Genomic DNA, 25,476 nt, shown 5'->3' with positions numbered 1-25,476 from the left:
GCGCCGGCCCGCCCGTCGTCAGGCCCTTCGGGCGGCTGCGCGAGCAACCGGACTCTTCAAGACTTCCCTGCATACAATCGGGGCGTGCCTCTCCCTCGCGAGCCCGAATGGTGCCCCATGGCCAAGATGAAGATCGTCCACCTGCTCAACCATACGCATCAGGCGAACGGCCATGTGGAACTGGCCGTCGATCTCGCCTGCGAGCAGGCGGCGCAGGGGCACGAGGTGACGATGCTCTCCGGCCCCGGCGACTTCGGCGACTGCCTGCGCGACAACGGCGTCGCCTTCGTTCAACTGCCGCAGCGGGACGGCCATGTCGGACAGATCCACGCCGCCCGCGACATGGCGCTGGCGCTGCGCCGCCTGCGGCCGGATGTCGTCAACGCCCATATGGTGAAGGCGGCGCTCATCGCCCGGGCCGCGCGGCTGGCGACGCCCTTCGCCCTCGTCACCACCGTCCACAATTCCTTCGACCGACCCTCGCCCCTGATGCGCGTCGGCGATCTGGTCATCGCCGTCAGCGCGGCGGTGAAGCGCGAGATGGCGGAAAAGGGCATCAAGGCTGAGAAGCTGCGGGTCGTCCATAACGGCCTGATCGGCGGCAAGCGTCGCCCGCCGCTGCCGGAACGCCGCCTCCCCCTGCATCGCCCGGCGGTGGCGACGGTCGCCGGTCTCCATGGCCGCAAGGGCGTCGACACGCTGGTCGAGGCCTTTCTTCTGGCGGCGCCGCGCATTCCGGAAGCGCATCTCTATATCGTCGGCGAGGGCACGGAACGCCCCCGGCTGGAGGCGATGGCCGCGCCGCTCGGCGAGCGCGCGCATTTCCTCGGCTATCTGCGCGACCCGCGCGAGGTTCTGGCCTCGGTGGATGTCTTCGTCCTCGCTTCCAGGGCGGAGCCCTTCGGCCTCGTCTTGGTCGAAGCCCTCCAGATGGGCTGCGCCTGCATCGGCAGCGATGTCGGCGGCATACCGGAAGTGCTGGGCTTCGGCGCCAAGGGCCGGCTCGTGCCGCCGTCGCGCCCCGATCTCCTGGCGGAGGTCCTTATCGAGCTCGTCCGGGACGAGGCGCAGCGCCACCGGCTGACGGCGGCCGCCCAGGCCGAGCTCGGCCATTTCAGCGTCGAGCGGATGGCCCGGGAGACCGAGGCCGTCTACGACGAGGCGCGTCGCCTCGTCAGGCGCCATGCGTGACCTTCGCCGCCGCCGCCGCGCGAAGCGGGTGCGCCGGCCGATCATCCAACCTGGGAAAGGACAGCGACGATGAGACTTTCGGCACGAGCCGCCGGCCTGGCCATGGCCGGGCTGCTGGCTGTGGCAGGCGCCGGCTTCCTCGCCTTCGGCCGCACGGCCGAGGCGCAGACCGATATCGCGGCGGCCGGACCCGCGATCGACCTGTCCGGCTACGAGCGCACCTTCAGCGAGGACTTCGACAGCCTGGACGTGACGCCCTGGGGCGCGACGGCGGAAGGCAGCCGCTGGATCGCCCATACGCCCTGGGCCGGCGATTTCGGCGATGCGCAGTTCGCCGATCCGCAGCCGGGCTATCCCTTCACGCTGCATGACGGCGTCCTGCGCATCGAGGCGCGCAAGCGGCCCGACGGCAAATGGGAATCCGGCCTTCTCGCCGCCAACGATCCGCGCGGCCGCGGCTTCTCGCAGAGATACGGCTATTTCGAAGCGCGCATGAAGTTCCCCCCCGGCAAGGGCGTCTGGCCGGCCTTCTGGCTGATGGGCAATGCCAAGCCGGGCTTCGCCTCCGAGATCGACGTCGTGGAATATTACGGCCACGATCCGTCGATCTTCCACACGGTCTGGCACATCTGGAGGGAGGAATGGGGCAAGCCGAACGAGGGCGAGGGCCATATGACCAAGGTGCCGCCCGGCTCGCTCTCCGACGACTTCCACACCTATGGCGTCGATGTGGCGGAGGATAAGGTGCGCTTCTATTTCGACCGGCGCGAGATCTGGTCGATGAAGACGCCGGACGAATACAAGATGCCCTTCTATCCACTCGTCAATCTCGCGCTGGGCAGCGGCTGGCCGATCGACGAGACACCCAATCCCTCCTATCTCTGGGTCGACTACGTTCATGTCTATCAACGCAAGCCCGCCCCCTGAGGCGGGATCGTCCGGCGCGGCCCCCGCGCCGGACGATCTCATGCCGCAGGCCGGGATCGCCGCCGTCGCGGCGGAGGCGGCGGCGGAGCCCAGCGTCGCCAGCCGCACCGCCCTCGCCGCCATCTGGGTGATCGGCGGCAAGATGCTGGTGCGCGGCATCGACTTCATCTGCCTTCTTCTGCTCGCCCGCCTCCTTACCCCCGCCGATTTCGGCCTCGTCGCCATGGCGATGACGGTGCTCTTCGTGGTCGAGGCAGTCCTGGAACTGCCGCTGGCGCAGGCGCTCTTGCGCGTGCCGAAGCCGACGGAGGCGATGTTCGCCACCGTCTTCACGCTCGGCGTCCTGCGCGCCGTGGCGGTCGCGGTCCTGATGGGTCTCGCCGCCTGGCCGATGGCGCGCTTCTACGAGGAGCCGCGCCTCGTGCCGCTCATCTGCGCCCTGTCGCTGGCGCCGGTGCTGCGCGGCCTCATCAGCCCGCGCATGGTGATCTTCATGCAGTCCTTCGACTTCCGCCGCGAGGCGGCGATCGAGATCGCCGGCAAGAGCGCCAATCTGTTCATCGCCGTGCCGCTCGCCTTCGCGACGCAGAGCTACTGGGCGCTCGCCGTCGGCACGGTGACGACGCCCTTCGTCATGACGGTCCTGTCCTATTGCCTCGCGCCGATGCGCCCCCGCCTGACGCTCCAGGAATGGGCCCGGTTCAAGGACATCGTCGGCTGGAGCAGCGCGGCGCAATTCATCTCGGCGATCAACTGGCAGTTCGACCGCATCGTGCTCGGCCGCCTGATCGACATCGTCTCCTTCGGCCGCTACGCGATGGCGAACACCCTGAACGACCTGCCGGGCCAGGCGCTCGTCGCGCCGCTGACGCGCCCGCTCCTCGCCGCCTTCGCCCCGGCCGCGCAGAAGGGCACGCTGATCCAGGCGCATAATCGCACGGTCGGCACGCTGGCGCTGGTCACGACGCCGATCTTCATCTGTCTCGCCTTTCTCGCCAAGCCGATCGTCCATATCGCCGTCGGCACGAAATGGCTGGAAGCGGCCCCGATCCTCTACTGGATCGCGCTCGCCCAGCTCATCTCGCTGCCGACCGTCGCGCTCTATCCCTTGGCGATGACGCTCGACCGGATGCGGCTCGTCACCTTCCGCATGCTCGTCGAGTTCTGCATGATGGTGCCGGCCGTGGCCGTCCTCGCCTATTCCTTCGGCGTCGCCGGCGCGATCGGCGCACGGTTCCTGGCGGTCTCGGCGAGCCTCGTCTTCTGTCTCACGGCGGTGCGCGGCATGATCGGCCTGTCGATCGCCGGCCAGCTCGCCAATCTGCGCCGCCCCTATCTCGCGGCGGTGCCGATGGCGGCGGCGCTCTGGTTCTTCGAGCGGGCGCTGTCGCCGGACAGCAGCCTTCTCGATGCCGTCCTGCATCTCCTGGGCGGCGGGCTGATCGGCGGCGTCACCTATCTCGCCGCCCTCCTCCTCCTCTGGCGCCTGGAAGGCTCGCCGCCGGGTCTGGAGGAATTGGGGCTGCGTCGCCTGCGAAGCCTCACGGCGCGCTTCGCCTGAGCCACGGAAAAACCCCGGACGGCCGCGCCGTCCGGGGTTCGAGACCGATCGACCTCAGGCGATCAGCAGGAAGTCGGCGGCGGTCAGCGCCAGGCCCGGCTCCAGATGGGCGAAGCGCACCGCCGCGCCGCCGCCCGACCCGTCGGCATCGTAGAAGAGATCGCCCGACTTGGTGTCGTAGATCACCCGGTCGGACGCGTCATGCGCCAGACCGCCGGCGGCCGCATGGAAGGCATCGGCCGACAGAACACCGGCGACGCCGGCCTTGCCGAAGGCCGAGAGGCTCAGTTCGATCGTGTCGTCGCGGACGTTGAAATCGGTGATCGTGTCGTGCTCGCCCGCCTTCGGCGCCGTGGTGAAGACGAAACTGTCCGCGCCGGCGCCACCGGTGAGCCGGTCCGAGCCCTCTTCGCCGAAGAGCCGGTCGTTGCCGGCGCCGCCGGACAGGATGTCCTTCCCCGCCCCGCCATGCAGCTCGTTCGCCCCGTCATTGCCGAGAATGGTGTTGGCGAACTCGTTGCCGGTCAGCTTGATCCCGGCATTGCCGGCGACGGCTCGCAGAGCCTCGATCTCCTGGCCGGCCGACAGCGCGTAGTCGACGGAGGCGAAGACCGTGTCCCAGCCTCCCTTCGCCGCTTCCACCACCATGTCGCCGGCATGATCGACACGATAGGTGTCGTTGCCCGCGCCGCCGATCAGCCGGTCGGCGCCGGCGCCGCCATCGAGGAGGTTGCCCTTGGCATCGCCTTCGAGGACGTCGGCGAAGCGGCTGCCGGTCAGATGCTCGATCGAGGAATAGGTGTCGCCGGCGGCGTCGCCCTTGTTCTTCGAGGCATCGGCGAGGCTCGCGGTCACTCCGGCATCGGCCGTGGCATAGGAGGCCGTGTCGGACCCGTTGCCGCCTTCCAGCTTGTCGGCGCCCTTGCCGCCGATCAGCGTGTCCGAGCCGTCGAGGCCGACCAGCCGGTCGTTGCCGTCGGTGCCGGTGAGGACGTCGCTCTTGGCGGTGCCGGTGAGGGTCTTGCCCGTCTCCACCGGCGTCGGCGACGTGACCGGAGGCGAGGATGCCGGCGGCGAGGACACCGGCGGCGTGCCGCCGCCCGCGTCCTTCGCATAGGCGCGGATATAGTCGATCTTCATCTGCGGCGCCGGACCCGACTTGTCGGCATCCGACTGGGTGGCGAGATTGGCGAGGATATACATCGGCCCGTGCATGTCGCTCGGGGTCGGACGCGTGCCCATCAGCTGGCCGTCGTAGTAGAAGCTGATCGTGTCGGCATTCCAGTCCATGCCATAGGTGTGGAAGCCCTGGCTCTGGTTCTTGTCCTCGCTATAGACCTGGAGATCCTTGTTCGGATCGGCATGGTAGTCGGTCGTGTGGATCCAGCGATAGACGCCGGCCGGATTGGCCCCGTAGTGCTCGACGATGTCGAGTTCCTGCCAGCCGTCGTTCTTGCCCTTGTTGATCTGCTCGACCGGCAGCAGCCAGAAGGCGTCCCAGGCGCCCTTCACCTCCGACAGATCGGCCCGCATCTCGAAATAGCCGTAGGTCTGTTGGAACGAGTTCTTTGTGTGGATCAGGCCGGATTCCCAGCTGCCCGGATAGCCCGACGCCGTGCGATCGGGCGTCGCGGTGATGGTGAGGGCGCCGTTCTCGACCTTGAACGGATCATAGCCCGACGATGCGTCCACGAAAGATGAATTGCCGAAACCGATGTCGGAATTCGCGTCATATTTCCATTCCGAGCGAATATCCGCCCAAGTCGTGCCGGCACCATCCTTCGATATGCTGCGATTGTTGAACTCATCGCTGAAGGTCAGCTTGTAGCCGGTCAAATCCTTCATCACCCGTCTCCCCTCTGTCCTCGATCTAGGCTCGGCGACCTCCGTTAAAGTTTGTTTACGAAGGTTATCGCAAGCTGATCAAAGCGCGGGGTCTTCCGTTTCGCTTCGCTTGACGGGCGCATCAAGCAAGGGTCCGCCGACCCCGATTTCGGAGGTCCGGAAAGGCCGTTCACGGAATATCTCAAATTGCAGCAATCGCCTGATGGCGAGGCGATTGGGCGCCCCTTCGAGGCGCGTCACCCGTCGAAATCGCGGTCGCGAATCAGGGTCGCTGGAGCACCGGAATTAACCGTCCATCCTATGCGTCAATCTGACACATCCGAGTCGTCGAGCCTGTTGGGCAAATGCAACCTTTAGGAGTATCGATCACGCGCCGCGCCGCTCGAAGTGATTCGCGGCGCGCCATCGGGAGGCCCCTGGGGCGATCCCGGATGACGTTGGGAAAGACGCTTCGGCGTCCCTCCCGAGACCCTTCAGGCGGACGCGAGCGGGCGGTTCAGCACCAGGCAGCGTTCGAGCGGCTCGCGTTGCGAGACCGGCACGACGAGGCGGTCCGGCAGATTGCCGAAGCCGATCATGGTGGCGACGAGCGTGCTGTCCGGGAGGCCGGCCAGAGCCAGCAACTCCTTGTCTCTCTTATGTTCTTCGCCCCAGTTGAGCATCACGGCGCCGAGCCCTTCGGCATGGAGCCCATAGGCGAGGCTCATGGCGAACATGCCGGCATCCACCCAGCCCTGATAGCGTTCGTCCGGGCCGCCCCAATGGCTGAGATCGCTGGCGACGACGGCGACACCGGCGATCTCGGCGCCGAAGCCGCGATTGCCCGATTGCAGGGCGAGGACGCGGCGCACCAAAGCCGGATCGGTCCAGACATAGGCGCGGCAGGTCTGCCGGTTGCAACTCGACGGCGACTGCTGGGCGGCGCGCACCGCGCGCTCGATCTTCTCCGGCGCTACCGGGCCGGGCGCATATTGGCGGATGGAATGCCGGCTTTCGGCGAAGGCGAGGAAGTCGATCATCCCGTCGCGCTGGATCGCCTCGCGCGTGACCGTTTCGCTGCCGCCGCGCAGACCCGTCGCCGGCTGCGGGGCCAAGGCGGCGAGGCGGCGCCGCAGCCAGTCGAGATCAACAGTCGCATCCGCGTTGAAGGCGAGATAGGCGTCGAGCGTCCGCTGCATGATCTCGGTCGTCGCGTCGGGGCCGTGCGACTCCAGCGAGCGTTCCAGATCGTCGATCAGGCGATGCACCCGGTCGAGACCGAAGCCCCGGCGCGGGTCGCGCATCGACATGCCGTATTCGAGGAAATGCGCGTCCATCCGCATCCGGCCGCGCCGCTGCTCGCGTCCGGCCGCGCCGGTCAGGAAGGAATGCCGCCACAGGCGCCCGCCGTCATAGGCGAGATTGCGGACAAGCCGCGCGGCGAGCGCGAGGCGGGTGCGCCAGCGGAGCGCCTCCGGCTGGCTCCGGGCGCCGAGGGGAGCGGCGGGCCGCGCGGCGCGCGGCGGCGGCGACATCGACGGAATTTCGGCGGCGGGGAGAGACATCGAACGATCCTCGAAGACGGCGGCGACCGGGCGGAGCGCAGGCACGTGACCTGCCGGCGTGGCGCGGCGCGTTTGGCGATGCGAGCCATTCTTCGGATGGCGTCGGCCCTGGCAACGGCGCGGCCGGAGCGCCCGCAACTCCGCGACGCAACCGGACCGGGCGGAGTGCGGTCCATTTGGGCATCAGCCTGCCCATGCCGAAGCAGAAGGCGGGTCCGCGCCCGGTAAAGGCCGGCATGACCTATCCGAATGGATGGTCTTTCGTGCGATAGGCTGACCCAACCCCTCCTCGCATGAGCGGCGACCCTATCCGTTTCCGTGGTTTTGCCCGTCGCCATTCTTTCGCAATCTCTCGGTCATCCCGCCGCTGAGGAGGACGCCATGTCCGGCCGCACCATCCATGTCCGCGTCGTCTCGCCCATCACCACCCGGGGTTTCCGCCGCGTCGAGGACCTGGAGGCCTTGGGTCACGAGGGGATGATCGTCAGCGGCTCGCAGATCGACGAGGGTCCGGGTTCGATCGAATGCGAGTTCGAGACGGCGATCTGCGTGCCGGACACGATCGCCAAGATCGTCGAGGCCGAGCGCGACGGCGCGGATGCGGTCGTCATCGACTGCATGGCGGACCCCGCCCTGCGCCCGGCCCGCGAGATGGTGCGCATTCCGGTCGTCGGGCCGAGCCAGGCGGCGATGCATGTCGCGGCCATGCTCGGCCACCGTTTCAGCGTCGTCACGGTGATGCGCCGGCTGCGCGCCCAGTTCGAGAACGCCGCCGCCATCCACGGCCTCTCCACCCGCATGGCCTCGGTGCGCCATGTCGAGATTCCGGTGCTGGAACTGGAGGACGATCTCGACGCCACGAAGGTGGCGCTGGTCGAACAGGCGCGGCTCGCGGTGGAGCTCGACGGCGCCGAGGCAGTGATCTTCGGCTGCACCGGCCTTCTCGGCTGCGCCGGCGCGGTGCGCGAGGGCCTTCTCGCCCATGGCATCGACATTCCGGTGATCGACCCGATCCCGACGGCGGTGAACATCGCCGCCGCGCTGGTGCGCTCGGGGCTCAGCCACAGCGCCCTCACCTTCCCGGCGCCGCCGCAGAAGGAGCTCGTCGGCTATCCGAAGCTGCGCGCCGCGCTGCCGCTCGCCGCCGAGTGACCGGAACCGGAGTGCCGCGATGACGCTCGCCGAAACCCTCGCCGAGGAGACGCCCGCGACGGCGCGCCCCGCCCGGCGCCGGCGCCTGCCGGTCTTCTGGCTGCTCGTCGTGCCGGCGGCGCTCTTCTTCCTGCTCTTCTTCGTGCTGCCGACGGCCTCGCTCTTCGCGATTTCGCTCAACAAGAGCGTCGCCGGCGTCGTGACCTTCAAGCCGCTGCTGACCTTCGACAACTATGTCCGCATCTTCTCGCGCGACATCTATTACGGCGCGATCCTGCGCTCGGTCGGCATCGGCGTCCTCGTCTCCTTCCTCTGCCTGCTGCTCGGCTATCCGCTCGCCTATGTGATCGCCAAGACGAAGCACCCGTTGCGCAACGCGGTGCTGATGATCCTCGTCCTCTCCTCCATGCAGCTCGACATGGTGATCCGCCTCTACGGACTGATGGTGCTGCTCGGCGACAACGGGCTGATCAACGGCGCGCTTCTCTCGGCCGGCATCATCAAGAGCCCGCTGCCGCTGATGTACAATCTCTTCGGCGTCGTCGTCGGCCTCGTGCAGGTGACGCTGCCCTTCATGGTCATCTCGCTGATCGGCATCATCAAGGCGATCCCGCCCTCCTTCGAGGAGGCGGCGCGCTCGCTCGGCGCCTCGCGCCTCGCCGCCTTCCGCAGCGTCGTCCTGCCCCTGTCGATGCCGGGCATCCTGTCGGGCTCGCTCCTCGTCTTCGCGCTCTCGATCTCCTCCTATGTCGTGCCGGCACTGATGGGCGGCTGGAAGGTCGTGACGCTGCCGATCCACATCTATCAGCAGATCGCCGAGGCGGGGCGCTGGCAGTTCGGCGCGGCCATCGCCGCGACGCTCTTCCTCACCAGCCTCCTCGCGATCTTCCTCTACCAGCGCGCCGCGGCGCGAAGCTCCGGAGGGCGGGCGTGATGCGCGAGGACGCCGACAGGATCGCCCTGCCCTTCAAGCTCGGCGCGGCGCTGGCGCTCGCCGTGCTCCTCGTCCCCGTGGCGATCGTGATCCTCACCGGCCTCAATGCCGGCGACTATCTCACCTTCCCGCCGCAGGGCCTGTCGCTGCGCTGGGTCGAGGCCTTCCTCACCTCGCCCACCTTCGTGCCGGCCTATCTCTTCTCCTTCAAGCTGGCGGGCGCCGCGACGCTGATCTCGACCCTCATCGGCACGATGGCGGCGATCTTCCTGGCGCGGACGAAGGGCCGGATGACCAGCCTCCTGCGCGGGCTCTTCGTCCTGCCGCTGGTCCTGCCGGGCGTCGTGCTCGGGCTCGCGCTCTACGTCTTCTTCGCGACGAGCGACATCGGGCTCGCCCGGTCCTTCGCCGGCCTCCTCGTCGGCCATGTCATCGTGACGACGCCGCTCGTCATCGCGACGGTGACGGCGGCGATGGTCGATTTCGACCGCTCGCTGGAAGACGCCGCGCGCGCCCTCGGCGCCTCGCCGCTCCAGGCCTTCCTGAAGGTGACGCTGCCGATCGTCGCGCCGGGCATCTCGGCCGGCGCGCTCTTCGCCTTCATCGTCTCCTTCGGCCAGTTCGAGGTGACGCTGTTCCTCGCGACGCCCGACCAGCAGCCGCTGCCGATCGCGATCTACACCTCGCTCCGCTACCGCTTCGAGCCGACGGCGGCGGCGGCCGGCATCTTCGCCATCGCCCTCGTCATCGTCTCGACGATCCTGTCCTCCCGCCTCGTCGACTTCCGCCGTCTCTTCGGCGGCCGCTGACACCCGTCCCTTCCCCTCCCCAGGAGTGCCGCGATGCCCGACCAGACCCCGAAGACGCCTGCGACGCCCAGCCGCCGCCAGATCCTGAAGGGCGCGGCCGCCCTCGGTCTCGCCGCCTCCGGCGCCAATCTCTTCAACATCAACCATGCCTGGTCGCAGGACGTCACCTATGACGGCGGCACCTTCGACGCCGGCGGCGCCACCATCACCATCGCCGAATGGGGCGGCTTCTGGCAGGAGACGCAGCGCAAGCACCTGCTCGACCAGTTCGAGAAGGACTTCAACTGCAAGGTGCAGTACGACAGCTCCTTCCCCTGGTTCCCGAAATTCGTCGCCAACGGGCCGAAGAACCCGCCCTTCGCCGTGACGAACTGGAACCTGCCGGAAATGTTCAAGACGGCCGCGGCCGGCGACTATTTCCTGCCGCAGGAGGAGATGATCGCCAACATGCCGAACGCCAAGGGCGTCTGGCCCTTCGCGACCGCGAACGGCCTCGGCGTCACCTGGGCCTTCTCGCGCTACTGCTATGTCTACCGCACCGATACGGGCCTGCCGGCGCCGACAAGCTTCAAGGACTTCTGGGACGCGCGCTATGCCGCCAAGCGCGGCACCTATGTCACCACCAACACGCTCCAGATGGACTTCTTCATCGGCGCGGCGCTGAATTTCGGCAAGGACCAGTACGATCTCGACGCCGCCTACGAGGCGATGCGCCAGGCGATGCCGATGAAGATCTCCGACTTCACCGGCAATATGCAGGCGCTCGTCGAGCGGGGCGAGGTCGAGATCGCCGTGCAGAACGACGGCGAGGTCTATCTCCAGAAGGCCAAGGGCGTGCCGGTCGACGCCTATATCTGGGACAACCCCAAGTCGATCCTCACCCAGACCAAGACCGTCAGCCGCTATCTGGAGCCGGTCCAGAAGAAGCTGGCCCTCGCTCTCGTCAACCGCACGCTCGATCCCGCCTATCAGACGGCCATCGGCGAGGTCTTCTTCTACCGCCCGAGCCATAAGGACGCCAAGCTGCCGAAGGGTCTCCTCGACCAGGGCGTCGAGAACACGGCCAACGCGCTGGACGGCCTCTGGATGCCGGACTGGAAGAGCTATCTCGAGAACGAGGACGACATCGTCGAGACGGTGAACCAGATCTTCGCCTCCTGACCCGATCGCCGAGTCCCCGCCGGAGCGTCCCAAGCCTGCTCCGGCGGACCGCCGCGCGCCGAATCTTACCGGCGCGCGGCCCCCTTCCGCTCCCCCGGACCCGACGCCCATGACCGACATCCGCCTCATCAAGCTGACGAAGAGCTACGGCGCCTCGCGCGCGGTCGACAATGTCGATCTCCTGATCGAGAACGGCGAATTCTTCTCGCTGCTCGGGCCGTCCGGCTGCGGCAAGTCGACGACGCTGCGCATGATCGCCGGCTTCGTCCAGCCCTCCGAGGGGCGCATCTGGCTGGGCGACGAGGACGTGACGGACCTGCCGCCCGAGAAGCGCGGCATCGGCATCGTCTTCCAGAACTACGCGATCTTCCCCCATATGAACGTCGCGGAGAACGTCGCCTTCGGCCTGAAGATGCGCAAGGTGCCGAAGGCCGAGATCGCCCGCAAGGTGGAGGCCGTTCTCGCCCAGGTCGGGCTGAAGGGCTATGACGAGCGCTATTCCCGGCAATTGTCGGGCGGCGAGCAGCAGCGCGTGGCGCTGGCCCGCGTCCTCGTCACCGAGCCGCGCATCCTCCTGCTCGACGAGCCGCTCTCGGCCCTCGACAAGAACATGCGCGAGGAAATGAAGTTCTGGATCAAGGATCTCCAGAGAAAGCTCGGCATCACCACCGTCTATGTCACGCATGACCAGGACGAGGCACTGACCATGTCCGACCGCATCGGCGTGATGCAGAAGTCGAGGCTCGTCCAGGTCGGCAGTCCGGAGGAGATCTACGAGCGGCCCCGGACGCTCTTCGTCACGAGCTTTATCGGCCATTCCAACATTCTCGACATCGAGGTGCGCGGCCCGACGCCGGGCGGCGCCCGCGTCGCCTTCGCCGGCACCGATTTCGAGACCCGCTCGGCGCCGGGCCTCGGCGCCGGCACCAAGGCCAAGCTCGTGGTGCGCCCGGAAAATGTCGTGGTCGACCCGGACGCCCTGCCGGCGGGCGCGATCCCCTTTCCCGCCACCGTGCTGTCGGAGACCTATCAGGGCCCGATCGTGCGCTACCGCCTGTCGGTCGGCGGCCAGGAGCTCGTCGCCGAGCGCCAGAACCAGGCCCATGTCCGCCGGCTGGCGCCCGGCGCCGCCGTCCTGGCCGGCTGGGACCCGGCGCGCTGCGAGGCGCTGGCCGCCGGCTGACGCCGCCCCTTTCCAACCCCCTTCACAGCTTCGAGGAACACCCCATGCGGATCGGTATCGACGTGGGCGGCACCAATACGGACGCCGCCCTGATGGACGGCCTCGCCGTCGTCGCGGCCTGCAAGTCGCCGACCACGGCGGATGTCTCGTCCGGCGTCGTGGCGGCGCTGCGCCAGGTCCTCACCTCCAGCGCGGTCAAGGCCTCGCAGATCGAGGCGGTGATGATCGGCACCACGCATTTCACCAATGCCGTGGTGGAGCGGCGGCGCCTCCTGGAGGTCGCGGCCATCCGGCTCGGCCTGCCCGCCACCAAGGCGCTGCCGCCGATGACCGACTGGCCGGCCGATCTCGCCGGTACGCTCGGCCGGCACCGCTACATGGTGCGCGGCGGCCACGAGTTCGACGGGCGCGAGATCGCCCCGCTCGACGAGGCGGAGATCCAGAGGATCGCCGGCGAGATCAAGGCGAAGGGCCTGAAGACCGCCGCGATCACCTCCGTCTTCTCGCCGGTGACGCCGACCATGGAGAAGCGCGCCGCCGAGATCCTCCTGAACGAGGTGCCGGATCTCGCCCTGTCGCTCAGCCACGAGATCGGCCGCGTCGGCTTCCTGGAGCGCGAGAACGCGACGATCATGAATGCCTGCCTCGCCAATCTCTCGCGCCATGTCGTCGCCTCCTTCCGCCAGGCGCTGGCCGACATGGCGATCGAGGCGCCCTTCTTCATCAGCCAGAACGACGGGACGCTGATGACGCCCGACCATGTCGAGCGCTATCCGGTGCTGACCTTCGCCTCGGGCCCCACCAATTCCATGCGCGGCGCGGCGATGCTCGCCGGCGAGAAGGAGGCGATGGTGGTCGATATCGGCGGCACGACCTCCGATGTCGGCATGCTGATGCACGGCTTCCCGCGCGAATCGGCGGTCGCGGTCGATATCGGCGGCGTGCGCACCAATTTCCGCATGCCGGACGTCCTCGCCGTCGGCCTCGGCGGCGGCTCGATCGTCCGCGACGAGGGCATGCGGATCGGCCCGGATTCGGTCGGCTACGAGATCACGAAGAAGGCGCTGGTCTTCGGCGGCGACACGCTGACGACGACCGACATCGTCGTCGCGGCGGGCCTCGAGGATATCGGCGACCGCTCGCGCGTCGCCCATGTGCCGGCGAAGACCATCGCGGCGGCGCTCGACACCATGCACCGCATGGTGGACGAGACGGTGGACCGCATGAAGACCTCGGCCGATCCGCTGCCCGTCGTCCTCGTCGGCGGCGGCTCGATCCTCGTCTCGCGCGACCTGCCCTCGGCCTCGAAGGTGATCCGGCCGGAAAACGCCTCCGTCGCCAATGCGATCGGCGCGGCGATCGCCCAGGTCGGCGGCGAGGTCGACCGCATCTATTCGCTGGAGGGCACCAGCCGCGAGGCGGTGCTGGACGGGGCCAAGAGGGAAGCGAGCGAGCAGGCCGTGAAGGCGGGCGCCGCCGCCGGCACCGTCAAGATCATGGATATCGAGGAGGTGCCCCTCGCCTATCTGCCGGGCTCGGCGACGCGCATCCGCGTCAAGGCCGTCGGCGACCTCGTGATCGCGTGAGGACGGCGATGAAGCTCTCATCCGAAGACCTGAAGGACCTGGCGGTCGGCGCCGCCTTTCTCGGCACCGGCGGCGGCGGCGACCCCTATGTCGGCCGGCTGATGGTGCAGCAATGCCTCGACGAGGGGCTGGAGGTCGAGCTGATCGACCCGACCGAGCTTGCCGACGACGCCTTCGTCATCCCGACCGCGATGATGGGCGCGCCTTCGGTGCTGGTCGAGAAGATTCCGAGCGGCGAGGAGGCGGTGAACTCGCTGAAGCGCCTCGAAGCCCATCTCGGCCGCCGGGCGACGGCGACGATGCCGATCGAGATCGGCGGCATCAACTCCACCATCCCGCTCGTCGTCGGCGCGAGGCTCGGCCTGCCGATCGTCGATGCCGACGGCATGGGCCGCGCCTTTCCCGAGCTCCAGATGGAGACCTTCGGCGTCTATGGCGTCTCGGGCAGCCCGATGGTCGTCACCGACGAGGACGGCGACCAGGCGCTGATCCTCGCCCGCGACAACAAGGACATGGAATGGCTGTCGCGCGGCGTCGCCATCCGCATGGGCGGCTGCGCCTATATCGCCGAATATTCGATGAGCGGCGCCGACGTGAAGCGCACCGCCATTCCCAACACGCTGACGCTGGCGATGCGCATCGGCAGGACGCTGCGCGAGGCCAAGAGCCGCCATCTCAACCCGTTCGAGGCGTTGATGGAGCTTCTACCGCAGACGCTCTACCATCACGGCCGCATCATCTTCACCGGCAAGATCGCCGACATGCGGCGCGAGACGCGGGCGGGCTTCACGGTCGGCCGGGCCCGGATCGACGGCAGCGGCCGCTTTTCCGGCACGATGGAGATCGAGATCCAGAACGAGAACCTCATCGCCCGCGTCGACGGCGTGGTGAAGGCGATCGTGCCGGACCTCATCTGCATCATGGATTCCGAGACGGCCGAGCCGATCACCACGGAGAACCTGCGCTACGGCCAGCGCGTCTCGGTGATGGCGGTGGCGGTGCCCGAGATCATGCGCACGCCGGAAGCGCTCGCGGTCTTCGGGCCGAAGTGCTTCGGTCTCGACCATCCCTTCACGCCGATCGAGACCATGGAGCCGTGATGCGCGAGATCAACCTTTCGGACCTCGACGACCTCGCTCTCGGCGCCGCGATCCTCGGCACCGGCGGCGGCGGCGATCCCTATATCGGCAAACTGGTGGCCCGGGCGGCCATCGAGGAGTTCGGCCCGGTGCGCCTCCTGTCGCTGGACGAGGTGCCGGACGGCGCGCAGGTCGTCGCCTGCGGCGCGATGGGCGCGCCGACCATCCTCATCGAGAAGCTGCCCGGCGGCGACGAGATGGATCTCGCCTTCGCCGCCTGGGAGGCCCATACGGGCCGGCGCATCGAGGCGGTGATCCCCTTCGAGGCGGGCGGCGTCAATTCCACCGTGCCGCTCGCCGTCGCCGCCCGGCGCGGGCTGCCGGTCATCGATGCCGACGGCATGGGCCGGGCCTTTCCGCAGCTCGAGATGGAGACCTTCAACGTCTATGGCGTGCCGGCCTGCCCGACCGCCATCGCCGACGAGAAGGGCAATGTCGCGATCGTCGAGACGGCGGCGGCCGCGCAGTCGGAATGGATCGCGCGCGGGCTCACCATCCGCATGGGCGGCCAGGCCTATGTCGCCAATTACGGCATGACGGGCGAAACGGCCCGGCGCGTGTCCGTGCCCGGTACCCTGTCGCTGACGATCGGCATCGGCCGCACGCTGCGCGAGGCGAAGGCGAGGAAGCGGCCGCCGGTCGAGGCGCTGATCGAGTTCTTCGCCGGCACGCATTACGGGCTCGCCCGGCGCATCGGCGCCGGCAAGGTGGCGGACGTGTCGCGCCGCGAGGTGAACGGCTGGTCGGTCGGCACCGTGCGGATCGAGCCCCTGGCCGGCGGCGCGCCGATCGAGATCCAGATCCAGAACGAGAATCTCGTCGCCGAACAGGGCGGCGAGGTCCTTGCCGTGGTGCCGGACCTCATCTCGATCCTCGATCTCGACACGGCGGAGGCGATCCCGACGGAACGCCTGCGCTACGGCCAGCGCGTCGACATCCTCGCCGTGCGGGTCCCTGAGATCATGCGCACGCCGGAAGCGCTGAAGGTCTTCGGCCCCGCCGCCTTCGGCCTGCCCCACGCCTACCGCCCCCTGGAAGCCGCGGCCTGAGCGCACCCCTTCGCCGAAAGCTGCGCTCGGCATCGCTTCGGATGCAGGAATTGCGGAGCCTCGAAGCTGCGATCTCCCCTCCTGAGGGGGAGATCAGGCCAGTCGCAGACGGCGGCATTTTCGGAAGAGCCGAACTTCACTTATGGCAAAGAAAGGCTCGCCACGAGCACGCCCGGAAGGTCGGATCTTGCGGAGACGGGCGTGAACGCCGATCCTGGCGACGATCGGGCGAAGGAGGGCGGACGGGCGATGGCGAGACTACCGGTCGGCCGGGCGGAGCGGTTCCGGCCGCCGCGCAGGGTGCCGGACGGCATCGAGCGTGCCTTTCTCGTCGAGAAGCTGCGGGCCGGCCTCGACGGTCAGCTCGTGCTCCTGCGCGCGCCGGCCGGCTACGGCAAGACCGAACTGCTCGCGGGCGCCTTCCACGGTTTGTAGATGCAGGGCGAGCAGGCCGCCTGGGTAACGCTCTCGCCGGCCGAGGCGGGCGTGACGGGCCTTGCCGCCGCGCTCGCCCAGAGCTTCGGCTTCGCCCTGCCGGGCTGCGAGGCGGCGCTCGACCCGGTTCTGGATACACTCGCCGCCATTCCCGCCCGCCGCCTCGTCCTCTTTCTCGACGAGGCCGGCGCGGCGCATGGCGAGGCGCTCGCGGCGCTTCTTGCTGAGCTGCCGGACAAGCTGCGGCTCGTCGCCGCGACGCGCGGCGATCTATCGCTGCCGCTGTCGCGCCTGCGGATGCGCGGCCTTCTCGCCGAGATCGACGCGAAGGATCTCGCCTTCACGCGCGGCGAGATGCGGCGCCTTCTCGGCATGCTGTCGCCGGCCGAGTTCGACGGTTTCGCCGAGCTCGTCGCCGGCTGGCCGGCGCTGGTGCGGCTGGCGGCGGCCCGGCTCGCCTCCGATCCCGGAGCAGAGGACCGGGCGGCGATCCTCGCCGGGCTGCATCGCGACCAGCGCGCCTTCCTGGAAGAGCAGGTCTTCGCCGCGCTGCCGCCGGACGCCTTCGCGCTTCTCGCCGCCGCCGCCGGTCTGGACGAGGTGCCGCCGGCCCTCGCCTGCCGGCTCGCCGGCCTGCCGGAAGCCGGGGCCGTCGCGAGCTTCGAGCGGCTGGAGCCGCTGACGGCGCCCCTGCCCGGCCGGCCCGGCTGGTTCGCGCTCCAGCCGCTGGTCAGAGCAGCGCTCGCCTTCGACGGGGACACGGCCGAGGCGCGGCGACGCCACTCGCTCGCGGCCGTCTGGTTCGCCGGAAGCGGCCAGATCGAGAAGGCCGTGCGCCATGCCGGCGAGGCCGGCGATTTCGGCTTCGCCGCCGAGACGATCCGGGCGGCCGGCGGCGTCGATCTTTTCCTGCGCGCCGGCTACACGGTGCTGCGCCGTCTCATCCACGGCATTCCGCCGGATGTCGTCCATGCCTCGCCGGGCCTGCGCCTCTGCGCGGTGCTCGTGCTCGCCAAGGAAGGACAGATCCACGCCGCCCGCGAGGCGATCGAGGAGCTGAAGGCGCTGGCCGCCGAAGGCGGCTCGCCCGAGATGCCGGAACGGGTGCTCGTCCATATCGACAGCCTGATCGACATCTACGAGGACTGCCATTTCGAGGCGGCGCAGGTCGAATGGCTGGAAGCGCGCGTGCGCTCCTACCGCGTCACCGACACCTGGGAGCGCGGCTGGCTGCACAACCATCTCTGCATCGCCCATACGCGCGAGGGTCATCTGCGCCTCGCGCGGCTCCACGCGCTGAAGGCGCTCGACTGCTATCGCGAGGAAGGCGCGGCCTATGCCCAGGTCTTCATGCTCGTCCATCTGGCGCTGGTGAACCTCCTCGGCGGCCGGCTCGCCGCCGCGACGACCTTCGGCCGGCAGGCCGAGGACCTGATCCAGAAGACGCAGTGGAGCGACGAGAACCTTCTCGCCATCGCCCGCATCCCGATGGCCGAGACGCTCTACCGCCAGGGCCATGTGCGGGCGGCCGACGCGATCCTCGCCGAGGCGCTGCCGGTCGTCGCGCGCGGCGAGGGCTGGGTCGACGTCTTCGCGCGCGGCTTCGTGACCTATGCGCGCTGCCGGCGCCAGCTCGGCGGCGCCCAGGCCGCCCTCGCCGTCGCCGACCGGGCGGAGGACGTGGCCGAGGATCGCGGCCTCGACCGCCTGCGGCTCGTCGCCGACATCCTGCGCGTCGAGACGCTGACCGGGGCGGGTCTTCTCGACGCGGCGGCCGAGGCGGCGCGGCGCCTGCCCGATCCGCGCCGCGAGGCCGACTGGCCGACCCGGCGCGAGCGGCGCGACGCGCAGGTGGCGCTCGCCCGGCTGCGGCTGCGCGCCGGCGATCCGCATGGCGCGGCACGCGACCTCGCAGCGTTCGCCGATACCGGCCGCGAGGAGGACGACGCGCTGACCGGCCTCACCGCCGAGATCCTTCTTGCGGAGGCCTTGGCCGGCGCCGACGACGCGCCGGGCGCGCTCGGGCATCTCATCCGCGCCGTCGAGACGGCGCAGCCGCAGGGGCTGACCGAGCCCTTTTCCGCCGAGGGCGAGCCCTTCCGCCACATGGTGCGCGCCCTGGTGCGCCGCTTCGGCCTCACCGTCCTCAGTCCGGCCGCGAGCGCCTTCGTCAACCGCATCGTCGCCAGCGCGGGCGACGGCTCGCCGGCGCCGCGCCCCGGCATGCTCTCGGCGCGCGAGGCCGATGTCCTCGCCCTTCTCGCCGCCGGGCGCAGCAACAAGGAGATCGCCCGCGAGCTCGGCATCACCGAGGCGACGGCGAAGTTCCATCTGAAGAACCTCTTCGCCAAGCTCGGCGCCAGCCGCCGCACCATGGCGGTCTCCGTCGCCAAGGCCATGGGCCTTCTCGTCTCCGCCTGATCCTCTCCTGCCGAAACGGACTGCCATGCCCACCGACCCAATCCTCGTCTTCGACGGCCATAACGACACGCTGCTGCGCCTCTATGGCGACCCGACGGGACAGGCCTTCGAAGGCTTCTTCACCGGGGGCGCGGGCGGCCATATCGACCTGCCGTCGGCGCGGGCCGGCCATCTCGGCGGCGGCCTCTTCGCCATCTTCCCGCCTTCGCCGCGCGAGGCCTCGCTGTCCGACGCCATGGCCGCCGCGCCCTATGCCCTGCCGCTGCCGGAGCCGCTCGACTGGGCCGGCGCGGCGCGGGCGACGATCGAGATGGCCGCGATCCTCTTCCGCCTGGAAGCGCGCTCGGGCGGGGCCTTCCGCGTCTGCCGCTCTGCCGCCGAGATCGAGGCGGCGCGGGCGGCGGGCGCCTTCGCCGCCGTCCTCCATATCGAGGGCGCCGAGGCGATCGCCGCAGATCTCGCGATGCTGGACGTGCTCCATGCCGCCGGCCTGCGCTCGCTCGGCCCGGTCTGGAGCCGGCCGAACATCTTCGGCCATGGCGTGCCGATGCGCTTTCCGTCCTCGCCCGCCATCGGCGACGGGCTGACCGAGGCCGGCAAGGCGCTGGTGCGCCGCTGCAACGCGCTGCGCATCCTCGTCGATCTCTCGCATCTCAATGAGGCCGGCTTCGACGACGTGGCGCGCCTGTCCGACGCGCCGCTCGTCGCCACCCATTGCAACGCCCATGCCGTGACGCCGCACAGCCGCAACCTCACCGACCGGCAGCTCGACGCGATCCGCGCCTCCGGCGGCCTCGTCGGCCTGAACTTCGCGACCGGCTTCCTGCGGCCGGACGGCTGCATGAACGAGGAGACCGGCTTCGACGCGATGCTGCGCCATCTCGACCATCTCCTGTCCCGGCTCGGCGAGGACGGCGTCGCGCTCGGCTCGGATTTCGACGGCGCGCTGATCCCGAAGGCGATCGGCTCGGCGGCCGGCCTGCCGGCGCTTCTCGCCGCGATGGCGGAGGCGGGCTACGGCCGGGCGCTGGTCGAGAAGATCGCCTGGGGCAACTGGCTGTCGGTGCTGCGCCGCACCTTCGGCGCCTGAGACGGCGAACGAGCCGGCGGCTCGACCCGCCGCCCGCCTTCGGCCAAGATGGCGACGCAGAGGACGTGATTCCCGCCTCGTCGCCGGTGGAGCGGCGCCGGGGCCGGGACGGAGGAGGATCGCCATGACCATCAAGGGGCCCGGAATCTTTCTGGCGCAGTTCGCGGGCGACGCCGCGCCCTTCTCGTCGCTCGACGCCATCTGCGGCTGGGCGGCGGAGCTCGGCTACAGGGGCGTCCAGATCCCGAGCTGGGACGGCCGGCTGTTCGACCTCGCCAAAGCTTCGGAATCGCAGGACTATTGCGACGAGGTGAAGGGCGTCGTCGCCTCGCACGGCCTGGAGATCACCGAGCTTTCGGCCCATCTTCAGGGCCAGCTCGTCGCCGTCCATCCGGCCTATGACGAGCTCTTCGACGGCTTCGCGGCGCCCGAGGTGCGCGGCAATCCGAAGGCGCGCCAGGAATGGGCGGTGGAGCAGGTGAAGCGGATGGGCGTCGCCTCGCGCCGCCTCGGCCTGTCCAAGGCCGCCGCCTTTTCGGGCGCTCTCGCCTGGCCCTATCTCTATCCCTGGCCGCAGCGCCCCGCCGGCCTCGTGGAGACCGCCTTCGACGAGCTCGCCCGGCGCTGGCGCCCGATCCTCGATCATTTCGACGAGAACGGCGTCGACATCTGCTTCGAGATCCACCCGGGCGAGGATCTCCATGACGGCGTCACCTACGAGATGTTCCTGGAGCGCAGCGGCAACCATCCGCGCGCCCGCATGCTCTACGACCCCTCGCATTACGTGCTGCAGGGCCTCGATTATCTCGCCAATATCGACATCTATCACGAGAAGATCGGCATGTTCCACGTGAAGGACGCCGAGCTGAACCCGACGGGCCGGCAGGGCGTCTATGGCGGCTACCAGTCCTGGATCGACCGGGCCGGGCGCTTCCGCTCGCTCGGCGACGGACAGGTGGATTTCGGCGCCGTCTTCTCCAAGCTGACGCAATATGGCTATGACGGCTGGGCCGTCCTCGAATGGGAATGCGCCATCAAGAGCGCCGAGCAGGGCGCGCGCGAAGGCGCGCCCTTCATCGCCGCCCATATCATCGAGCGCGGCGAACGAGCCTTCGACGATTTCGCCGGGTCCGGCGCCGACGAGGCGATGAACCGCCGCGCCCTCGGCCTCGACCGCTGACGAAAGGCGCGCGATCCATGGTTTCCGCAGCACAAGGCCCGAACGCCGTCCGCCCCATCCGTCTCGGCATGGTCGGCGGCGGCCAGGGCGCCTTCATCGGCGCCGTCCACCGCATCGCCGCGCGCCTCGACGGCGCGTTCCAGCTCACCGCCGGCGCCTTCTCCTCCGATCCCGAACGCGCCCGGGCCTCGGGCGCCGAGCTCGGCTTGGCGCCCGAGCGCGTCTATGCCTCCTATGCCGAGATGGCGGAGAAGGAGCGGGCGCGCGCCGACGGCATCGAGGCGGTGGCGATCGTCACCCCCAACCATCTGCATTTCGGGCCGGCCCGCGCCTTTCTCGAAGCCGGCTTCCACGTGATCTGCGAGAAGCCGCTGACGGCGCGGCTGGAGGACGCGGTGGAACTCGCCCGCGTCGCGGCGGGCGCGAAGGGCGTCTTCGTCCTCACCCACAACTATACCGGCTATCCGCTGATCCGCGAGGCGCGCGACATGGTGGCGGCGGGGCGCCTGGGCAGGATCCGCGTCGTCCAGGCCGAATATGCGCAGGACTGGCTGACCGAGGCGAGCGAGACGACCGGCTCCAAGCAGGCCGAATGGCGGGTGGACCCGGACCGGGCCGGCGCCGGCGGCGCGCTCGGCGACATCGGCACCCATGCCTTCAACCTTCTTTCCTTCGTCACCGGCCTGACGCTGGACAGCGTCGCCGCCGATCTCTCCGCCTTCGTGCCCGGCCGGCGGCTCGACGACAACGACCACGTGATGCTGCGCTTCGCCGGCGGGGCGAAGGGCCTGCTCTGGGCGAGCCAGGTGGCGCCCGGCAACGAGAACGCCCTGAAGCTGCGCGTCTATGGCGAGAAGGGCGGGCTCGAATGGAGCCAGGAGAATCCGAACCAGCTCTGGTTCACGCCCTTCGGCGAGCAGAAGCGTCTGGCGACGCGCGGCGGGGCCGGCCTCGGCGCGGCCGCCGCCCGCGTCACCCGCATTCCCGGCGGCCATCCGGAAGGCTATCTCGAAGGTTTCGCCACGATCTATCGCGAGGCGGCCGAGGCGATCCGGGCGCGCGAGGAAGGCCGCCCGGTGCCGGACGGCGTGCTCTTCCCCACCGTCGAGGACGGTCTTCTCGCCATGCGCTTCGTCGATGCCTGCATCCGCTCGGCGCGGGACGACAGCCGCTGGACGCCGCTTCAGCCCTGATCGGGCGCGGTCTCGGGCGGCGGGGCGCCGCCCGGGGCCTTCACTTGCCGATGATGCCGCGCAGGCCGCCGCCAATCAGGATCGCGACATCCATGATCGCCAGATAGGGATTGGCGTGGAGCGGCACCGCGAGATAGCGCGACTGCCATTGCGGCTCGAATTTCGACTTGAAGGCCAGAAGCCCCCGGAAATTGTAGAAGGGCTCGCCGCATTCGAAGATCGTCCGGCCGAGCTGGTCCCAAACCGGAGCGACGTCCTTCGCCCCGAGGCCGGCCAGCGGCGCCATGCCGAGATTGAGCGCCTCGTAGCCCTCCGCCTTCAGCCGCTCCATGGTCTTCACGAACAGGAAATCCATCATGCCGCGATGGACGCCCGGCACGAAGCGCATCAGGTCGACGAAGGCCGACTGGCGCTTGGCGGTGACCAAGAGCGACGCGAAGGCGACGAGACGGCCCTCGAGACGGATGACCGCGACCGGCTGCGTGGCGAGATAGGCCGGGATGAAGCTGCCGAGCGAGAAGCTCTTCTCGCGCGCCCGCATATGGGCGAGCCAGGTGTTCGAGACCGTGGCGAGTTCCGGCAGGAGGGCCGGCACGTCGGCGGCCTCGACCAGCGAGAATTCCAGCCCGTCGCGCTCGGCCCGATTGATCGAGCGGCGGAGGCTCAGCCATTTGCCGCCCTTCAGATCGAAGCGCGTGAGATCGACCACCGCCTGCTCGCCGAGCTTCAGGGTGCGCAGCCCCGTCTCGAAACAGGGGCCGAGCAGCGCCGGGGAGACCTGATAGAAGACCGGCCGGCAGCCGCTCTCTTCGGCAAGCGCGGCGAAGCGCCGGAGGAGGCCCGGCCAGGCGGCCGGGGCGCCGACCGGATCGCCGAGCGCGACGAGCGAGCGGCCCCGGCGCGCATACATGACGAAGGCCTCGCCATCCTCCGACAGGAGAATGCTCTTGTCGCCCATGCGCACGAGATTGGCCTCGCCGAAGCCCTGGGCGTCGACGATCCGGAGCGCCGCCGCCATCGCCGCCGCCTCGGCCGGCTCGGCGGCGGCGGGCGGCGCCTTCGGCTGCGAGCGCGGCTTGATGAGGGTGAGGAAGGCGCCCTTGCGCGGCGCGGCGGGGCGCGCCTGCGGCAGGACGTCGCCCCTCAGGCGATCCTCTTCCCCAACCTCGGCTGCGGCAAACCTCTGCATGAACCACCCGTCGCGATGCGGAACCTGAAGCGTCGCGCCGCCGGCGAGACGCGCCGTCTTCGGCGGCTCCAGCCTTTGGCAGGACTGGCTTATCCTATGCTTGCGCGCCTAACCGATCGTAACCGTAGCCTTCCCTCGCGCGGCGGCCGAAGCACCCGGCGGAAGGCTTGCATCGAACTGTCATGAAAGAGGGTTAAGCAATTCCGACGCCACGGGTCGGACGGAATCTCCATGTCGGTTCTAGCCAGCGAATCCGCCGCCACCTTCGGCACGCATCGCCCCGATCTCGATCGCGGCATGGGACCGGTCGGTCGGATCGCCCTTGTCGGCACCATCGTCGCCGCCGTCGCCTATGTCGCCTACAGCATCTATTGGGACGCCGCGCAGGCCGGCGTCCAGGCGACGACCTACCTGCCCTTCATCCTTCTCTTCGTCGCCCTTCTCACCGCGCTCGGCTTCGAGTTCGTCAACGGCTTCCACGACACGGCCAATGCGGTGGCGACGGTGATCTACACCCATTCGCTCCCCGCCCAGGTCGCCGTCGTCTGGTCGGGCGTCTTCAACTTCCTCGGCGTCGTCTTCTCGACCGGCGCGGTCGCCTTCTCCATCGTCTCGCTGCTGCCGGTCGAGCTGATCCTGAAGGTCGGCTCGGAAGCGGGCTTCGCCATGGTCTTCGCCCTCCTCTTCGCCGCGATCCTCTGGAACCTCGCCACCTGGTGGTTCGGCATCCCCTCCTCCTCCTCGCACACGCTGATCGGCTCGATCATCGGCGTCGGCTTCGCCAACGCGCTCCTCGCCGGGCGCGGCGGCACGGCGGGCGTCGAATGGGGCGAGGCGATCAAGATCGGCGAGTCGCTGCTTCTCTCGCCGCTGATCGGCTTCGGCCTCGCCGCCCTCCTCTTCGCTGCGATGAAGCTCGTCGTTCGGAACGAGGCGCTCTATCGCGAGCCGAGCGGCAAGGCGCCGCCGCCCGCCTGGATCCGCGGCCTCCTGATCTTCACCTGCACCGGCGTCAGCTTCCTGCACGGCTCGAACGACGGGCAGAAGGGCATGGGCCTCATCATGCTCATCCTCATCGGCACGGTGCCGACCGCCTATGCGCTAAACCGCGCCGTGCCGGAGCAATATACGGCCGAGTTCCATGCCCGGACGACGGCGGCCGTCGAGGCGCTGTCGAAGCGGCCGGAGGTCGCGACGGTGCCGGTCGCCGAGCCGGCGCGCGCCATCGAGACCTATATCGCCGAGAAGGCCGTGCGGCCGGACACGCTACCGGCGCTCGTCGCGCTCGCCCGCGACATCGACGGCGAGGTCGGGCGCTACGGCTCGCTGAAGGCGGTGCCCGCCGGCGAGACCAAGAACGTGCGCAACGACATGTATCTCGCCTCCGAGGCGATCAAGCGGCTCTCGGCCGACAAGGCCAATCCGCTCTCGGCCAAGGAGAAGACGGCGCTCACCGCCTATAAGAGCTCGCTCGATGCCGGCACGCGCTTCATCCCGACCTGGGTCAAGGTGGCGGTGGCGATCGCCCTCGGCCTCGGCACCATGGTCGGCTGGAAGCGCATCGTCGTCACGGTCGGCGAGAAGATCGGCAAGACGCATCTGACCTATGGCCAGGGCGCGGCGGCCGAACTGACGGCCATGGCGACGATCGGCATGGCGGACGGCTTCGGCCTGCCGGTCTCGACCACCCATGTCCTGTCCTCCGGCGTCGCCGGCACCATGGTCTCCAACGGGTCCGGCCTCCAGATGAGCACGGTGCGCAATCTCGCCGCCGCCTGGGTGCTGACGCTTCCGGCCTCGATGCTGCTCGCCGGCCTGTTCTACACGCTCTTCGTCCGCCTCTTCTGAGGCCCGCGCCGCCCGTCCCGCGCCGCGATCGGCTCCCGC

Annotated in this window: 20 protein-coding genes; 17 read left to right on the top strand and 3 right to left on the bottom strand. The window is 69.4% G+C overall.

Going from position 1 to position 25,476, the window contains the following annotated elements:
• Nucleotides 1-117 precede the first annotated feature (117 nt).
• The 3 genes from IEY14_RS06675 (at nucleotide 118) to IEY14_RS06665 (ending at nucleotide 3,679) form a co-directional block, all read left to right on the top strand.
• Nucleotides 118-1,191, top strand: a complete 1,074-nt coding sequence (locus tag IEY14_RS06675; protein ID WP_188907468.1) for a glycosyltransferase family 4 protein — start codon at nucleotides 118-120, stop codon at nucleotides 1,189-1,191.
• A 69-nt stretch (nucleotides 1,192-1,260) separates the two neighbouring features.
• Nucleotides 1,261-2,118, top strand: a complete 858-nt coding sequence (locus IEY14_RS06670) for a glycoside hydrolase family 16 protein (RefSeq protein WP_244639353.1) — start codon at nucleotides 1,261-1,263, stop codon at nucleotides 2,116-2,118.
• Between the two features lie 40 nt (nucleotides 2,119-2,158).
• Nucleotides 2,159-3,679 (top strand): oligosaccharide flippase family protein, encoded by a 1,521-nt coding sequence (locus IEY14_RS06665; RefSeq protein WP_188907467.1) that lies wholly within the window; start codon nucleotides 2,159-2,161, stop codon nucleotides 3,677-3,679.
• Between the two features lie 54 nt (nucleotides 3,680-3,733).
• Here IEY14_RS06665 and IEY14_RS06660 read toward each other — a convergent pair whose 3' ends face one another.
• Together IEY14_RS06660 and IEY14_RS06655 are read right to left on the bottom strand one after the other, a co-directional pair.
• A complete protein-coding gene (locus IEY14_RS06660; protein WP_188907466.1) occupies nucleotides 3,734-5,524 on the bottom strand; it encodes a family 16 glycosylhydrolase in 1,791 nt (596 codons plus the stop codon).
• Nucleotides 5,525-5,997: 473 nt separating this feature from the next.
• Entirely contained in the window at nucleotides 5,998-7,068 is a 1,071-nt protein-coding gene (locus IEY14_RS06655; protein ID WP_188907465.1) for a nitroreductase family protein, read from the bottom strand.
• A gap of 381 nt (nucleotides 7,069-7,449) precedes the next feature.
• On the opposite strand from IEY14_RS06655, the gene IEY14_RS06650 reads away from it, so the two are divergent.
• The 13 genes from IEY14_RS06650 to IEY14_RS06590 all read left to right on the top strand — a co-directional run bounded on the left by IEY14_RS06650 (nucleotide 7,450) and on the right by IEY14_RS06590 (nucleotide 22,400).
• Nucleotides 7,450-8,220 carry an aspartate/glutamate racemase family protein gene (locus IEY14_RS06650; protein WP_188907464.1) on the top strand — a complete coding sequence of 257 codons (771 nt, stop codon included), beginning with the start codon at nucleotides 7,450-7,452 and terminating at the stop codon, nucleotides 8,218-8,220.
• A gap of 19 nt (nucleotides 8,221-8,239) precedes the next feature.
• Nucleotides 8,240-9,154, top strand: a complete 915-nt coding sequence (locus IEY14_RS06645; RefSeq protein WP_188907463.1) for an ABC transporter permease — start codon at nucleotides 8,240-8,242, stop codon at nucleotides 9,152-9,154.
• Nucleotides 9,154-9,963, top strand: a complete 810-nt coding sequence (locus IEY14_RS06640) for an ABC transporter permease (protein ID WP_188907462.1) — start codon at nucleotides 9,154-9,156, stop codon at nucleotides 9,961-9,963. The genes IEY14_RS06645 and IEY14_RS06640 overlap by 1 nt, the downstream gene beginning before the upstream one ends.
• 33 nt (nucleotides 9,964-9,996) lie before the next feature.
• Nucleotides 9,997-11,124: a type 2 periplasmic-binding domain-containing protein gene (locus tag IEY14_RS06635; RefSeq protein ID WP_188907461.1), complete on the top strand. Its 1,128-nt coding sequence runs from the start codon at nucleotides 9,997-9,999 to the stop codon at nucleotides 11,122-11,124.
• 109 nt (nucleotides 11,125-11,233) lie between these two features.
• Nucleotides 11,234-12,307: an ABC transporter ATP-binding protein gene (locus IEY14_RS06630; protein ID WP_188907460.1), complete on the top strand. Its 1,074-nt coding sequence runs from the start codon at nucleotides 11,234-11,236 to the stop codon at nucleotides 12,305-12,307.
• A 44-nt stretch (nucleotides 12,308-12,351) separates the two neighbouring features.
• A complete protein-coding gene (locus IEY14_RS06625) occupies nucleotides 12,352-13,893 on the top strand; it encodes a hydantoinase/oxoprolinase family protein (protein WP_188907459.1) in 1,542 nt (513 codons plus the stop codon).
• A gap of 8 nt (nucleotides 13,894-13,901) precedes the next feature.
• Complete coding sequence (locus IEY14_RS06620) at nucleotides 13,902-14,993, top strand: S-methyl thiohydantoin desulfurase family protein (protein ID WP_188907458.1); 1,092 nt, start codon at nucleotides 13,902-13,904, stop codon at nucleotides 14,991-14,993.
• Nucleotides 14,993-16,081, top strand: a complete 1,089-nt coding sequence (locus tag IEY14_RS06615; RefSeq protein ID WP_188907457.1) for an S-methyl thiohydantoin desulfurase family protein — start codon at nucleotides 14,993-14,995, stop codon at nucleotides 16,079-16,081. The genes IEY14_RS06620 and IEY14_RS06615 overlap by 1 nt, the downstream gene beginning before the upstream one ends.
• A gap of 201 nt (nucleotides 16,082-16,282) precedes the next feature.
• Nucleotides 16,283-16,516, top strand: coding sequence for a hypothetical protein (locus IEY14_RS06610; RefSeq protein ID WP_188907456.1), 234 nt, complete (start codon nucleotides 16,283-16,285; stop codon nucleotides 16,514-16,516).
• Nucleotides 16,517-18,937 carry a helix-turn-helix transcriptional regulator gene (locus IEY14_RS26115; RefSeq protein ID WP_188907455.1) on the top strand — a complete coding sequence of 807 codons (2,421 nt, stop codon included), beginning with the start codon at nucleotides 16,517-16,519 and terminating at the stop codon, nucleotides 18,935-18,937. It begins immediately after the preceding gene.
• Between the two features lie 25 nt (nucleotides 18,938-18,962).
• Nucleotides 18,963-20,027: a dipeptidase gene (locus IEY14_RS06600; RefSeq protein ID WP_188907454.1), complete on the top strand. Its 1,065-nt coding sequence runs from the start codon at nucleotides 18,963-18,965 to the stop codon at nucleotides 20,025-20,027.
• 124 nt (nucleotides 20,028-20,151) lie between these two features.
• A complete protein-coding gene (locus tag IEY14_RS06595; RefSeq protein ID WP_188907453.1) occupies nucleotides 20,152-21,207 on the top strand; it encodes a sugar phosphate isomerase/epimerase family protein in 1,056 nt (351 codons plus the stop codon).
• 17 nt (nucleotides 21,208-21,224) lie between these two features.
• Nucleotides 21,225-22,400 (top strand): Gfo/Idh/MocA family protein, encoded by a 1,176-nt coding sequence (locus IEY14_RS06590; RefSeq protein ID WP_188907452.1) that lies wholly within the window; start codon nucleotides 21,225-21,227, stop codon nucleotides 22,398-22,400.
• A gap of 40 nt (nucleotides 22,401-22,440) precedes the next feature.
• Here IEY14_RS06590 and IEY14_RS06585 read toward each other — a convergent pair whose 3' ends face one another.
• Nucleotides 22,441-23,589 carry a phosphatidylglycerol lysyltransferase domain-containing protein gene (locus IEY14_RS06585; RefSeq protein ID WP_188907451.1) on the bottom strand — a complete coding sequence of 383 codons (1,149 nt, stop codon included), beginning with the start codon at nucleotides 23,587-23,589 and terminating at the stop codon, nucleotides 22,441-22,443.
• A gap of 231 nt (nucleotides 23,590-23,820) precedes the next feature.
• Between IEY14_RS06585 and IEY14_RS06580 the strand changes: the two genes are divergently transcribed.
• Complete coding sequence (locus IEY14_RS06580) at nucleotides 23,821-25,437, top strand: inorganic phosphate transporter (protein WP_188907450.1); 1,617 nt, start codon at nucleotides 23,821-23,823, stop codon at nucleotides 25,435-25,437.
• The last annotated feature ends 39 nt before the right edge of the window (nucleotides 25,438-25,476 follow it).

This window comes from Aureimonas endophytica, from assembly GCF_014642635.1.
GTDB classification, from domain to species: Bacteria; Pseudomonadota; Alphaproteobacteria; order Rhizobiales; family Rhizobiaceae; genus Plantimonas; species Plantimonas endophytica.
The sequence above is the reverse complement of the archived record's forward strand: the minus strand, read 5'-3'. Positions and strand labels throughout refer to the sequence as shown.